At 59.3% G+C, this 13,243-nt stretch carries 15 protein-coding genes and 1 other RNA gene; 6 read left to right on the top strand and 10 right to left on the bottom strand.

Annotated features, from left to right (window positions below; translation table 11 throughout):
* Window positions 1–136: 136 nt before the first annotated feature.
* An RNA gene (gene rnpB, locus ABNP46_RS02205) (RNase P RNA component class A) lies at window positions 137–522 on the bottom strand.
* A 165-nt stretch (window positions 523–687) separates the two neighbouring features.
* Window positions 688–1,521, bottom strand: a complete 834-nt coding sequence (gene rsmI, locus ABNP46_RS02200) for a 16S rRNA (cytidine(1402)-2'-O)-methyltransferase (RefSeq protein ID WP_349920798.1) — start codon at window positions 1,519–1,521, stop codon at window positions 688–690.
* Between the two features lie 79 nt (window positions 1,522–1,600).
* Between rsmI and ABNP46_RS02195 the strand changes: the two genes are divergently transcribed.
* Genes ABNP46_RS02195 through dolP form a run of 4 tightly spaced genes read left to right on the top strand, consistent with a single transcriptional unit; the run spans window position 1,601 to window position 5,004 of the window.
* The gene (locus tag ABNP46_RS02195; protein WP_349920797.1) at window positions 1,601–3,508 is read left to right on the top strand and encodes a penicillin-binding protein activator; all 1,908 of its coding nucleotides are present in this window, start codon (window positions 1,601–1,603) and stop codon (window positions 3,506–3,508) included.
* Window positions 3,429–3,821 (top strand): YraN family protein, encoded by a 393-nt coding sequence (locus tag ABNP46_RS02190; protein WP_349920796.1) that lies wholly within the window; start codon window positions 3,429–3,431, stop codon window positions 3,819–3,821. The genes ABNP46_RS02195 and ABNP46_RS02190 overlap by 80 nt, the downstream gene beginning before the upstream one ends.
* Before the next feature lie 9 nt (window positions 3,822–3,830).
* Window positions 3,831–4,421: a D-sedoheptulose-7-phosphate isomerase gene (locus ABNP46_RS02185; protein WP_349920795.1), complete on the top strand. Its 591-nt coding sequence runs from the start codon at window positions 3,831–3,833 to the stop codon at window positions 4,419–4,421.
* Window positions 4,422–4,425: 4 nt separating this feature from the next.
* The gene (gene dolP / locus ABNP46_RS02180; RefSeq protein WP_349920794.1) at window positions 4,426–5,004 is read left to right on the top strand and encodes a division/outer membrane stress-associated lipid-binding lipoprotein; all 579 of its coding nucleotides are present in this window, start codon (window positions 4,426–4,428) and stop codon (window positions 5,002–5,004) included.
* A gap of 49 nt (window positions 5,005–5,053) precedes the next feature.
* On the opposite strand, the gene ABNP46_RS02175 is transcribed toward dolP, so the two are convergent.
* The 8 genes from ABNP46_RS02175 to zapE form a co-directional block, all read right to left on the bottom strand.
* Window positions 5,054–5,479: a ClpXP protease specificity-enhancing factor gene (locus ABNP46_RS02175; protein WP_349920793.1), complete on the bottom strand. Its 426-nt coding sequence runs from the start codon at window positions 5,477–5,479 to the stop codon at window positions 5,054–5,056.
* Window positions 5,476–6,105 (bottom strand): stringent starvation protein SspA, encoded by a 630-nt coding sequence (sspA, locus tag ABNP46_RS02170; protein WP_349920792.1) that lies wholly within the window; start codon window positions 6,103–6,105, stop codon window positions 5,476–5,478. Before sspA ends, ABNP46_RS02175 begins: the two co-directional genes overlap by 4 nt.
* 87 nt (window positions 6,106–6,192) lie before the next feature.
* A complete protein-coding gene (locus tag ABNP46_RS02165) occupies window positions 6,193–6,927 on the bottom strand; it encodes a cytochrome c1 (protein ID WP_349920791.1) in 735 nt (244 codons plus the stop codon).
* Complete coding sequence (locus tag ABNP46_RS02160; RefSeq protein WP_349920790.1) at window positions 6,924–8,141, bottom strand: cytochrome b; 1,218 nt, start codon at window positions 8,139–8,141, stop codon at window positions 6,924–6,926. Before ABNP46_RS02160 ends, ABNP46_RS02165 begins: the two co-directional genes overlap by 4 nt.
* Before the next feature lie 2 nt (window positions 8,142–8,143).
* Window positions 8,144–8,734 carry a ubiquinol-cytochrome c reductase iron-sulfur subunit gene (gene petA, locus ABNP46_RS02155; RefSeq protein WP_349920789.1) on the bottom strand — a complete coding sequence of 197 codons (591 nt, stop codon included), beginning with the start codon at window positions 8,732–8,734 and terminating at the stop codon, window positions 8,144–8,146.
* Window positions 8,735–9,034: 300 nt separating this feature from the next.
* On the bottom strand, window positions 9,035–9,427 hold the full coding sequence (gene rpsI / locus ABNP46_RS02150; protein ID WP_005336286.1) for a 30S ribosomal protein S9: 393 nt from the start codon (window positions 9,425–9,427) through the stop codon (window positions 9,035–9,037).
* Window positions 9,428–9,441: 14 nt separating this feature from the next.
* On the bottom strand, window positions 9,442–9,870 hold the full coding sequence (rplM, locus tag ABNP46_RS02145; RefSeq protein WP_005336289.1) for a 50S ribosomal protein L13: 429 nt from the start codon (window positions 9,868–9,870) through the stop codon (window positions 9,442–9,444).
* Between the two features lie 266 nt (window positions 9,871–10,136).
* Window positions 10,137–11,231 carry a cell division protein ZapE gene (gene zapE, locus ABNP46_RS02140; protein ID WP_349920788.1) on the bottom strand — a complete coding sequence of 365 codons (1,095 nt, stop codon included), beginning with the start codon at window positions 11,229–11,231 and terminating at the stop codon, window positions 10,137–10,139.
* A gap of 139 nt (window positions 11,232–11,370) precedes the next feature.
* Here zapE and ABNP46_RS02135 point away from each other — a divergent pair, with 139 nt between their 5' ends.
* Window positions 11,371–11,751: a YhcB family protein gene (locus tag ABNP46_RS02135; RefSeq protein WP_349920787.1), complete on the top strand. Its 381-nt coding sequence runs from the start codon at window positions 11,371–11,373 to the stop codon at window positions 11,749–11,751.
* An 81-nt stretch (window positions 11,752–11,832) separates the two neighbouring features.
* The gene (locus tag ABNP46_RS02130; protein WP_349920786.1) at window positions 11,833–13,191 is read left to right on the top strand and encodes a Do family serine endopeptidase; all 1,359 of its coding nucleotides are present in this window, start codon (window positions 11,833–11,835) and stop codon (window positions 13,189–13,191) included.
* Window positions 13,192–13,243: the final 52 nt, after the last annotated feature.

Below are 13,243 nucleotides of genomic sequence, written 5' to 3'. Positions count from 1 at the left end.
GCCAAATAGCGCAATACCTTTCCTACAAGACTGAGGTTTTCCCCTACAGCAAAAATGACCTACTCCCACAACGGTCATATTTCCTCACCCTGATGAAAAGAGCCTTGCGATCGCTCGCAAGGCTCTTTGTCGAATAGGTCGGAGTCGGCCTGTAAGCCGGGTTCTGTTCCGGGTTGCCCCGGTAGCAATCATTCCTCTAGGCCAGCAATCGCTCGCTGACTCAAGCAACCTACCCGCCCCCAACGCGGGCCGCGCCAATAGGGGCCTATTTGGTCTTGCTTCGGGTGGAGTTTACCGTGCCACGAACTGTTGCCAGTCGCGCGGTGCGCTCTTACCGCACCCTTTCACCCTTACCTGATCCCTTGCGGGCCATCGGCGGTTTGCTCTCTGTTGCACTGGTCGTAGGCTCACGCCCCCCAGGCGTTACCTGGCACCCTGCCCTATGAAGCCCGGACTTTCCTCCCCTCCGCCCGTCTGTCCCGAGGGACACAACGACGAAGCAGCGATTGCCCAGCCAACTCCGGGCGCGGATTATAGCCTTGTCCCGCGTCCCGGGTAAACCCGCAATTGCGCTTTCCACCGCGAGGCGGGGTTGGAAAGCCGTCAAAGGCAGCGATTCTGCCTATAAAATGAGGAATTTACGGAGTTTCACACCATGAGTATTGAAAGCGCAGTGACTCGTGCTACCTAGTGGTGCTCCAGACCGTATTTATAGAGCGCGTTCTTTTTCACGCCGTGGATCTCGGCGGTGAGCGCGGCCGCTTTTTTCAGCGGCAGCTCCGCCACCAGCAGTCCCAGGGTACGGATCGCCTCCGCAGGCAACTCCTCATCCACCTTGCTGGCACCGGCCACCACCAGCACGATCTCGCCGCGGCAACGGTTCTCGTCCTCGCCGAGCCACACCAGCATCTCGGAGGCTGGCAAGCCATGGATGGACTCGAAGGTCTTGGTCAGTTCGCGGCACACCACCACCTGACGTTCTCCCAGGATGCGGGCGATGGCCTCCACCGTCTCCTGCACCCGGCGCGGGGATTCGTAGAACACCAGAGAGCGGGTGTCTTCGATGACGGCCTGCAGCCTGTCGTCCCGCCCCTTGGCCTTGGCCGGCAGGAATCCCTCGAAGGCGAAGCGGTCGGTGGGCAGACCGGCGGCAGAGAGGGCCGTGATGGCGGCACAGGGGCCCGGCAGCGGAACCACCTTGACCCCGGCCTCGCGACAGCGGGTGACCAAGTGATAACCAGGGTCGCTGATGAGCGGGGTGCCGGCATCGGAGACCAGGGCCACGCTCTTGCCCTCCTTGATGCGGGCGATGAGCACATCGGCTTTTTGCTGCTCGTTGTGATCATGCAGGGCGAAGGTCGACACCGAGATCTGGTAGTGGTTGAGCAGGATACCGGTGTGACGGGTATCCTCGGCGGCCACCAGATCGACACTGCGTAGAATGTCCAATGCACGCTGGGTGATATCCGCCAGATTGCCGATCGGGGTGGGGACTATATACAGGGTTGGGATGTCACTCATGGGATCTCCGAGCGTCCCGACAATTGTGTCGCCATATTGGCCCGTTTACACTATGGAGAACTTCAACACTGGTCGGGGAATGAACTTGAACCGGGTTACAAAGCAGCTAAGTGTATCACGACTCTTCGGCATCCTACTCGCGGCGCTCTTGCTCGCCGCCTGTGCGTCGGAGCCCAATTCATCCACCGGCCAGCCCGGCATGCCGTCGGCCTTCTCGGATCTGACCAAGAATGCCCAGTGGTATCTGGAGCAGGTGGATCCTGCCAAGCCGGCAGAAGCCTTCACCTGGCAGGTGATGGCGGCGCGCAGCTATCTGGCCCTCGGCCAGGCCAAGCCCGCCTCGGCGCTCTACCAGCAACTGCAAAAGCAGGCCCAGAGCGATGAGCAGAAGGCCCAGCTGCAACTGCTGCAGGCTCACCTGCTGCTGGCCCAGGGCAACGCCAACCAGGCGCTGATCCTGCTGGAAGGCAAGCCCGATGTGGCGCTGGATGCAGACACCCAGAAGGACTGGTATCGCCAGCGGGTGGTGCTGCAGCTCGACATCAACAACAAGTTTGGTGCCGCCAAGTCACTGATCCTGCTGGAGCCCTATCTCGCCAAGAATGAGCTGGCGACCAATCACCAGCAGATCTGGTCCCTGCTCAAGAGCATGACCCCCTCCACCCTGCAGGCGCTGGAAGAGGCGCCAGCTCCTGACGTGACCACCGGCTGGCTGCGACTAGCGGCGCTGGTCAACGAGTTTGGTGCTCAGCCCGGCCAGCTCTCCCGCCAGCTGGCGGGTTGGAAGCAAAGCTTCCCGAACCATCCGGCCCAGAGCGACATGCCCGCCGGCCTCGGCGATCTCGCCACCACCAACGTGGGCTCGCTGCAGCAGGTCGCCGTCTTCCTGCCGCTGTCCGGCAATCTGGAAGCCCAGGGCGCCGCCATTCGCAACGGCATGCTGATGTCCTACAAGGAGAATCAGGGTCAGTTCACCCTGAACTTCTACGACACCCAGGGCAAGGCGATGGGGGCTCTCTACCAGCAGGCGGTCCAGGAAGGGGCGAACATGATCATCGGTCCCCTGCTCAAGGACAGGGTCGAGGAGCTGCTCAAGGCCAACCCGACCGTGCCCGTGTTGGCGCTGAACGAGCTGGACAAGCCCATCGTCAATGACAACACCTACTACTTCTCCCTCTCCGCCGCCGCCGATGCGGGTCAGGCCGCCCAGTACCTCTATGCGCAGGGTTACCGCAAGCCCCTGCTGATCGCGGCTCAGGGTCGTATCGGTTACAGCAGCATCAAGGCGTTCGAACAGTCCTGGGCCGGTCTGAGCCAGGAGAAACCCGTGGTCGCCACCTTCGGGGCGCGCAACGAGGTGCAAGGCATGGTCAAGAACGCCCTGAGCGGCCGCTCTACCGCCCGTGCCGGGGAAATCGTCCAGCTGTCCGATGCCGCGCCGCGCAGCATCGATGCCGTATACGTGGTGGCCAACAGCCTGGAAACCCGGATGATCAAACCCTACGTGGACATCTCGGTCGACCCCATGGGCAGCCTGCCCATCTACAGCAGTGCCCGCGGTTATGACAGCGGCGCCACCGAGGTCGCCTCCGAGCTCAACGGCATGCACATCTCCGACATGCCGCTGCTGCTGGGTGGTTATGAGCCGCAGCGCGAGCAGATCGCCGTGCTCTGGCCACAAACCCAGGGCGACCTGCTGCGCCTGTTTGCCCTTGGTTACGATGCGGTCAGCCTGGCAGGCAACCTGCCACAGATGCGCAAGGTCAACGCCATGCAGCAGCCGGGCATGAGTGGTCAACTGAGCGTGGATCCTCAAGGCAACGTGGTGCGCATGCTGGACTGGGCCATCTATCAGAATGGCAAGCTGGTGAGCGACAGCGCCGTGCCCCAGATAGAGGAAAGTTCCCATGAAGGGTCTACTGGCACGAATGAACCGGCAGTGGCAGAACCTGTTCCCGTCACCGACGAGCAAGGGTCAGCACTTTGAGCACCTAGCGGAGCGCTGGTTGCAGGCCCAGGGCCTGCAACCCGTGACCCGCAACTACCGCTGCCGGGGTGGCGAGATCGATCTCATCATGCACCAGGGTGATACCCTGGTGTTTGTCGAGGTCAGGTACCGTGAGAGTGCCAGCCATGGCGGTGCCGCCGGCTCGGTCACCCGGCGCAAACAGCACAAGATCGTGCTGGCCGCACGCCACTATTTCAAGCAACATGCCATCAACGAGGCCAGCCAGGCCTGCCGATTCGATGTGATCGCGTTCGAGGGCGACCAGCCACACTGGATCCGGAACGCATTTTAAGAGGACCCCATGACTGATCCCATCAAAGAGAATTACACCGAGAGCATCCAGACCAAGATAGCCGCTGCCGAGGCACTGCCGGAGGCTATCCATACCGCAGCCCAGATGCTGACCATCTGTCTGCTCAATGGCCACAAGGTGATGGCATGCGGCAATGGCCCTTCCGCTGCCCTGGCCCAGCTGTTCATCTCCGAGCTGGTCAACTGCTACGAGACCGAGCGCCCCTCCCTGCCCGGCATGGCCCTGACCCCGGACATGGCGACCATCAGCGCCATCGCCACCGATCACGGCTTCGAAGAGGTCTACTCCAAGCAGATCCGGGCCCTGGGTCAGCCGGGAGATATCCTGGTGGTCATCACGACCACGGGGAACAGCCGCAACCTGATCAAGGCGGCGGAAGCGGCCCTCTCCCGCGACATGACCATCATAGTGCTCGGTGGTGGTGACGGCGGCGAGATTGCTGGCCTGCTCGGTCCCAACGACGTGGAAATCCGGGTGCCCTCAGCCCGCCGCCCCCGCATTCTGGAGGTGAACCTGTTGACCCTGCACTGTCTCTGTGATCTCATCGACCAGACGCTTTTCCCGCAACAGGAGGATTGAAACGATGAACAAGAAGATATTGGTGCTTGGCCTGCTGACTACCTCCCTGCTGCTGCAAGGCTGCGCCGCCGTCGTGGTGGGAGGCGCTGCCGGGGCCACCAAGGCGTCCGGCGATCGCCGTACCCTGGGCGCTCAGTGGGACGATCAGACCATAGAACTGAAAGCGGCCAATCTGCTGGCGGACAACAAGCAACTGAGCGCAGCCAGCAAGATCAGCGTCTACAGCAACAATGGCCGCGTGCTGTTGGTCGGCCAGACCCCTTCCGACGCCTACAAGCAGGAAGCGGGCAAGATAGTGGGTCGAATCGAAGGGGTTCGCCACGTCTACAACGAGCTGCGCCTCGGCAAGCCGGTGAGCATAGGGGTGCGCAGCAACGATACCTGGATCACCTCCAAGGTCAGAGCCGACATGCTGGGCACCAAGGGCTTTGACAGCACCAAGGTCAAGGTGGTAACCGAGAATAGCGAGGTCTTCCTCATCGGTCTGGTGACCCGTCAGGAAGGAGAGCAGGCGGTGGAGATCGCCCGCCACGTTAGCGGTGTGAAGCAGGTGATCAAGGCCTTCGAATTTGCCCAGAACTGATCTCCCGGCAAACAGCCATAAAAAAACGCAGCCAACTGGCTGCGTTTTTTCATTTGATGACCTTGAGGGTCGGGCGACCACTGGGACGCGGCGGTTCCGGCTCCGGTTCTGCCGGCGCTTCGGCCTGTTCCAGCCAGAGATCATAACCCGGCTCCGGCGGGAACAAGGTCCCCACGCCGTTCTCCCGGGCATGGATGGCCAGGATCGCCGCCATGGGGATGTAGACCTGCTGCGACACGCCGCCGAAGCGGGCGCTGAAGCTGACGGCATCATTATCCATGTGGAACTGACCCACGGCCCGTGGCGCTATGTTCAGGACGATTTGACCATCCTGAACGAACTGCATCGGCACCATCACATGGGGAATATTGGCATTGACCACCAGATGGGGGGTCAGATCGTTATCCAGCAGCCAGTCGAAGAACGCCCGTAGCAGGTACGGGCGACTGGGAGTCATGGTAGGTTCCGTACTCATATGCTGGCACGGATCTCGCGCTCGGCCTCGGTCAGGGAGGCCTGGAAGGATTCACGCTCGAACAGACGAACCATGTAGGCCTTCAGCTCTTTGGCACCACGACCGGTGAAGTCGATACCCAGGCTCGGCAGACGCCACAGCAGCGGGGCCATGTAGCAGTCGACCAGACCGAACTCTTCGCTCATGAAATAGGGCATCTCACCGAAGATGGGGGCGATGGCCAGCAGGTTGTCCCGCAGCTCGGCACGCGCGGCGTCGGCATCGGTACCCGCCATGATCTTATCGGCCAGGGAGTACCAGTCCAGCTCGATGCGGTGCATCATCAGGCGGCTGTTACCACGCGCCACCGGGTAGACCGGCATCAGCGGCGGGTGCGGGAAGCGCTCGTCCAGATACTCCATGATGATGCGCGAGGTGTACAACGCCAGTTCGCGATCCACCAGGGTCGGCACACTGTTGTACGGGTTCAGCTCGGCCAGCTCGTCCGGCAGGTTGCTTGGGTCAACCTGGCAGATATCCACGCTCACCCCCTTCTCCGCCAGGACAATGCGCACCTGATGGCTGAACATATCGTTGGCACCGGAAAACAGCGTCATTACCGAACGCTTATTGGCAGCTACAGCCATTGAACCCTCCCGTCATTAAAAAGCAGAAACGGCAATGAAGGTGTTTTATCTCCATTGCCGTGCGTCATATTACCCTGATCTGGTCGCTTAGTGAACGTCGCGCCAGAATTCCTTCTTCAACAGCACAGTGAAGATGAAGAAGATAGCGATGAAACCGAGTACCCAGAAGCCCATGCGTTCGCGCTCCTGCTGTACCGGCTCAGCCGAGTAGACCAAGAAGTTTACCAGATCCAGTACCGTCTGATCATATTCTTCGTTATTCATTTCACCGTTGCCGTCAGATTTGATGCTGACGACTTGCTGAACCGGCTGCCCGTCTACCTCGTGAGTACCGAATTCGGCTCTGGGCGTTCCTTGCAGCGGCTCCAGCACATGGGGCATGCCCACGGACGGGAAGACCGCATTGTTCACCCCGAATGGACGGGTTTCATCCACGTAAAAGGAGCGCAGATAGGTGTAGATCCAGTCCGCACCGCGCACCCGGGCAACAAGGGTCAGATCCGGCGGTGGTGCCCCGAACCAGCGTGCCGCATCCTTCTCGGACATGGCACTCTTCATCAGATCGCCAATCTTGGCGCCGGTGAAGATGAGGTTCTCCCGCATCAGATCTTCCGGAATGCCGATATCGGCAGCCACCCGGTTGTAACGTTGATACTGGGTCGAGTGGCAACCAGCGCAGTAGTTCATGAAGGTGGCGGCCCCGCGCTGCAAGGACGCCTTGTCACCCAGGTCGTAATCGGCCTTGTCGAGCGGGAAACCACTGCCGGCCGCCAGTGCCAGACTTGGCAACAGGGCAAGTACCGCAAAAATTATTCTTTTCATTTGAATGTCACCCTCTCCGGCAGCGGCTTGGTGCTCTCATTCTTGCTGTAGAAGAACAACAGGACGAAGAATCCGAAATACCCCAGCGAACAGATCTGCGCGACCAGCGTCAGGGTCGGCGTCGACGGCAGCACCCCCAAGACCCCCAGAATGATGAAGCAGACCACGAACTGGGCGATGTTCAACTTGTGCAGGGTGCTGCGATAGCGCACCGAGCGCACCTTGCAGCGATCCAGCCAGGGCAGCAGGAACAGCACGACGATGGAGAGGCCCATCATGATGACCCCCAGCAGCTTGTCCGGCACCGCCCGCAAGATGGCGTAGAAGGGGGTGAAATACCAGACGGGCGCAATGTGCTCCGGCGTCTTCAGACCGTTTGCCACTTCGAAGTTCGGCTTCTCGAGGAAGTAGCCCCACATGTCCGGCTTGAAGAAGATGATGGCGCAGAACAGAAACAGGAAGCCTGCCACCCCGATCATGTCCTTGACGGTGAAGTACGGGTGGAATGCCACCGCATCCAGAGGCCAGCCCTTCTCGTCCTTGTGCTTCTTGATGTCGATGCCGTCCGGGTTGTTGGAACCCACTTCGTGCAGCGCCAGTATGTGCATGGCCACCAGCATCACCAGCACCAGCGGCAGGGCGATGACGTGCAGTGCGAAGAAGCGGTTCAGGGTGGCACCCGAGATGACGTAGTCCCCCCGGATCCACAGGGTCAGATCGTCACCGATGACCGGGATGGCGCCAAACAGCGAGATGATGACCTGGGCCCCCCAGAACGACATCTGTCCCCAGGGCAGCAGATAGCCCATGAAGGCTTCCGCCATCAGCACCAGGAAGATCAACATGCCGAAGATCCACAGCAGCTCGCGCGGCTTCTGATATGAGCCGTAGATCATGCCGCGGAACATGTGCAGATAGACCACCACGAAGAAAGCGGAGGCACCGGTGGAGTGCATGTAACGCAGCAACCAGCCGTAGTCCACATCCCGCATGATGTACTCCACCGAGGCGAAGGCACCTTCGGCGGAAGGGTTGTAGTTCATGGTCAGCCAGATACCGGTGATGATCTGGTTGACCAGCACCAGCATGGCCAGCGAGCCGAAGAAGTACCAGAAGTTCAGGTTCTTGGGCGCGGGATACTTGGCCATGTGATCGTTGTACATGGCGGTGAGCGGGAAACGATCGTCGATCCAGCCCATGAGTTTGGTCAACATGATCAGGCCTCCTTGCCATCAGCACCCACCAGAATGGTGGTGTCGCTGAGGAATTGATATGGCGGAATAACCAGATTCAATGGCGCGGGAACGCCCTGGAATACCCGGCCGGCCATGTCAAACTTGGAGCCATGACAGGGGCAGAAGAAGCCGGAAGTCACCCCCTGAACCTGTTCACCGAAACTGTCCGGCAGGTAAGAAGGAGAGCAGCCGAGGTGGGTGCAAATGCCGACCGCGACGAAGATCTCGGGTTTGATGGATCGATAGCCGTTGTGGGCGTAATCCGGCTGCTGTGGTTCATCGGAGGCGGGGTCACGCAGCTTGTCGTCATGTGCCGCCAGGGCGTCCAGCGTCTGCTTGGTACGCTTCACGACCCAGACCGGCTTGCCACGCCACTCCACACGGATGAGCTGGCCCGGTTCCAACTTGCTGATATCGACTTCAACCGGAGCCCCTGCCGCTTTGGCTTTGGCACTCGGATTCCATGATTTTATAAACGGCACTGCGGTAAAAGCAGCTCCTACACCGCCAACGGCAACCGTTGACCAGGTAAGAAATCTGCGGCGGCCGGTATCAACTGGCACATTGCTCATCCAAAAACTCTCCCATGTGGACTCCGCTCATTCTTATTAGTGTCCCGTTTCCCTTTCGCCTTCCCCATGACAACTGCGGCGGAAGCGGAGTGGCAATTGACACAGAAAGACCATGGGAAATTTTAAAGAAAAGATAACAATTTGACAAGAAAGAGAGTCGATGGGTAAAAACAATAAATACACATTTTTTTGTCTTTTGTGACGCATGGTTAGCAATAACGTGCGGAATATTACCAATAAAAAAAGCCTGGCGATTGCCAGGCTTTTTTGACACTCGTGAGAGTGCGTACCAAAAGCGAATTAACGCTTGGAGTACTGCGGACGCTTACGCGCTTTGTGCAGACCGACTTTCTTACGCTCAACCTTACGGGCATCGCGAGTAACAAAGCCTGCTTTACGCAGTTCGGAACGCAGGGTCTCGTCGTACTGCATCAGAGCACGAGTGATACCGTGGCGGATCGCACCAGCTTGACCGGAGATGCCACCACCGTTAACGGTGATGTACAGATCCAGTTTCTCGGTCATCTCAACCAGTTCCAGCGGCTGACGAACTACCATGCGGGCAGTCGGACGACCGAAGTATTGCTCCAGGGAGCGCTGGTTGATTACGATTTTACCGCTACCCGCTTTGATGAAGACGCGAGCAGTGGAGCTTTTGCGACGGCCGGTACCGTAGTATTGATTTTCTGCCATGTTGCCAGTTCCCGTTAGATATCCAGTACTTGAGGTTGCTGAGCAGCATGAGCGTGCTCTGCGCCTGCGTAAACTTTCAGCTTACGGAACATGGCACGACCCAGCGGGCCCTTCGGCAGCATGCCCTTGACGGCAGCTTCGATTACCATTTCCGGCTTACGCTGAATCAGCTTGTCGAAGCTGATGGACTTGATACCACCCGGGAAACCGGAGTGAGCATGGTACATTTTGTCGGTAAATTTCTTACCGGTTACGTGTACCTTCTCGGCGTTTACAACGATGATGTAATCACCGGTGTCAACGTGCGGAGTGTATTCCGCTTTGTGCTTACCGCGCAGACGAGCAGCGATCTCGGTGGCGATACGACCCAGAGTTTTACCTTCTGCGTCCACAATGTACCAGTCACGTTTTACGGTTTCTGGCTTGGCAACGAAAGTTTTCATTAAGTTAAACCCAATTACCTGTTACAGACCCAATTGCTTATGGGGGCTCTCCCACAAACAACAAACGATGGCCTACCTGTACCCCTTCGAATACAAGTAAAGCTTAAAGTGTTGCTGTCTTATCGACAGCTGTAACGTGGGCCGGGCGATTATAAGTGAAGTTGCCTTAAATATCACCTGCTAATTTCACTGCCATGAAGCTAGCAAATGTCGCCCGGCCCTACCTGCCGCAGATGCCCATCCGACTGGCAGGCGCAGTATTGTGACTAAGGAAGGTGCACTCTGGCAAGGTATTCGTGCGATTGCATCTCCTGGAGCCGTGAAAGGCAGCGCTTGAATTCGAAATTCAGCAGGCCGTCTCCGTAGAGTTCAACCATGGGTACCGCTGCCGACAAGATGAGCTTGACGTGCCGCTCGTAGAACTCGTCCACCATGGCGATGAAGCGGCGGGCGGCATCATCCGTCCCCGTGCCCATGGGCTGCACATTGGCCAGCAAGACGGTGTGAAATTCCCGGGCCAGCTCGATGTAATCCCCCTGGGAGCGTGGAGTACAGCAGAGCTGCTCAAACTCCATGTAGAGCACTCCTTCCCCTTTCCCCAGCGCGCTCAGCTGACGATGATTGACTTCAAGAGGGGCTGGGATCGCCTGAGGCAACCCCGTCAACTGGCTGAAGTAGCGTTCCAGATTGCTTTTGGCTTCTTCATCCAGGGGGAAATGATAGATCTCGGCCTGCTCCAGGGTCCGCAGGCGATAGTCCACCCCTCCGTCCACATTGAGGATCTCGCAGTGCCGCTCGATGAGCGCGATGGCGGGCAGGAAACGCGCCCGCTGCAAGCCGTTGCGATAGAGATCCTTGGGTGGAATGTTGGACGTCGCCACCAGCACGACGCCGTGGCCGAACAGTTCCTGGAACAGGGTGCCCAGCAGCATGGCATCGGTGATGTCGGAGACGAAAAACTCGTCGAAGCAGATGACATCCACCTCGTCCGCCAGCCTGCTGGCGATGAGCTTGAGGGGATCGGCCTGGCCGGTCAGCCCCTTGAGTTCGGCATGGATGCGGTGCATGAAGCGGTGGAAGTGAATGCGCAGCTTGCGTGTGCCCGGCAGGCTTTCGAAGAAAGTATCCATCAACCAGGTCTTGCCTCTGCCCACTCCACCCCACATATAGAGTCCAAGGACGGGAGCCGGTGGCCTGGTTTTTTGCAGCCAGCTGAACAGGCCACGGGATCTGGTCGGAGTCGGGCTGGCGCACAAATCCTGATAGAGTCGTTCCAGCCGGGTCACGGCCATCGCCTGGGCCGGGTCGGCCAAAAAGCCGGGACGCTGCAAATCCTGCTGGTATTTTTGCTGCGGGGTCATCCTGTCAACCGTCTCCAAGTCCCTGAATGAAGGACAAAATAGTATCACGCCCTCGGGGTGCGCGGTATAGTGCCATCGAGGCACAGCGGCCATGTCGGTCGCCTCAACACTCATCGATTTAGCTGTAAAAGGAGCATCTATGACTCTGTTAAACGGGATCCTGCTGGCGGTAGCCGCCCTGATCATCGGCGTTCTGGTCGGTCGTTTTACTGTCCGCAGCCGCGATGCCGGGCGCCTGGAGCAGGAGCTGAAAAAGGCCCACAAGGAGCTGGAAAGCTACCAGGGTCAGATCAACACCCACTTCGCCGACAGCGCAGCCCTGATGGAACAGCTGGCCGATCAATACCAGACCCTCTATCGCCACATGGCCGAGCAGAGCAAGTTCCTGGCCAAGGTACAGGAGCCGCTGTTCCGCGAGTCAGAGGCCGAAGAGGTGAAGGATGAATCAGCCAATGAGCAGCCGGGTCTGCCGCCCCGTGACTATGCGGGCGCCTCGGGTCTGCTCAAGCAATCCAGCTAGCCCCTGGTGGAACTTATTACGCCTTATCGTGGTCAGACCTTGACGATTGCACTGCAACTTTTTCTGGGAGCTGTTTCTCATATGCGTAAATCTCTTTCTGTATTCAGTGTATTAGCCCTCAGTGTCGGTATCGCCCTGTCTGCGGCGCCAGCGCAAGCTGCCCTGCCCCTGCTGGCGAACAACCAGGAGATGCCGAGCCTGGCCCCCGTCCTCGAGCAGGTCACCCCTGCCGTGGTCAACATCTCCGTCTCTGGCAAAAAGATCACTCGCCAGCGCCTGCCCGAACAATTCCGCTTCTTCTTCGGCCCCAACATGCCTGACGAGCAGGTGAGCGAGCAGCCCTTCCAGGCGCTCGGCTCCGGCGTCATCATCGATGCGAAGAAAGGCTATGTGATCACTAACGCCCACGTGGTTCATGAGGCGGACGAGATCAAGGTCAATCTGAAGGACGGCCGTGAATATGCCGCCAAGAAGATAGGCGAAGACAAGCAGTCCGACATCGCCCTGCTGCAAATCAAGGCCGATGACCTGGTACAAATTAAGTTTGCCGATTCCGACGACCTGCGGGTCGGTGACTATGCGCTCGCCATCGGCAACCCGTTCGGCCTGGGCCAGACCGTCACCTCCGGCATCGTCAGTGCCCTCGGTCGCAGCGGCCTCAACATCGAAAACCTGGAAAACTTCATCCAGACCGATGCGGCCATCAACTCCGGCAACTCAGGCGGTGCCCTGCTCAACCTACGTGGCGAGCTGATCGGCATCAACACCGCCATTCTGGGACCGAACGGCGGCAACATCGGTATCGGCTTCGCCATCCCGTCCAACATGGTGCGGGACCTGTCGGAGCAGATCGTCAAGTACGGTGAGGTCCGTCGTGGCCAACTGGGGATCACGGGTACCGAGCTGACCTCTGATATCGCCAAGTCCTTCGGTTACAACAAGAAGGATGGTGCCTTCGTCAACCAGGTCATGCCCGACTCCGCGGCGGCCAAGGCCGGCATCAAGGCAGGGGATATCATCGTCAGCATCGATGGCAAGGCCATCCGCTCCTTCGGTGAGCTGCGTGCCAAGATAGCCACCATGGGGGCCGACAAGCAGGTGGCGCTCGGCCTTATCCGTGATGGCAAGGAGCAGACCGTCAAGGTCACCCTGAAGAAGGCCGATGACAGCGAGATCCTCGCCAGTGCCCTGCACCCGGCACTCGAAGGCGCCAAGCTCAGCACCACCTCAGAGCCGGTGACCGGCGTGGCCGTCTCCGATATCGATCCGCGCTCCCCTGCCGCCGCCTCCGGCCTGCAGAAGGGCGACATCATCATCGGGGTCAACCGCCTGCGCATCAACAGCCTGGGTGAACTGACCAAGGCGCTGAAGGACAAGCCGGAAGTGCTGGCGCTGAACATCCAGCGTGGCGACTCCTCCCTCTATTTGGTGATCCGTTAAGCCCCTCACACCCGCGGCAACTGCCGCGGGTGATTTTTATCCACCGATAATG

This window comes from Aeromonas veronii (genome assembly GCF_040215105.1).
GTDB classification, from domain to species: domain Bacteria; phylum Pseudomonadota; class Gammaproteobacteria; order Enterobacterales; family Aeromonadaceae; genus Aeromonas; species Aeromonas veronii_G.
Note: the sequence above shows the minus strand (reverse complement) of the source record. Positions and strands in the feature narration are given on the sequence as shown.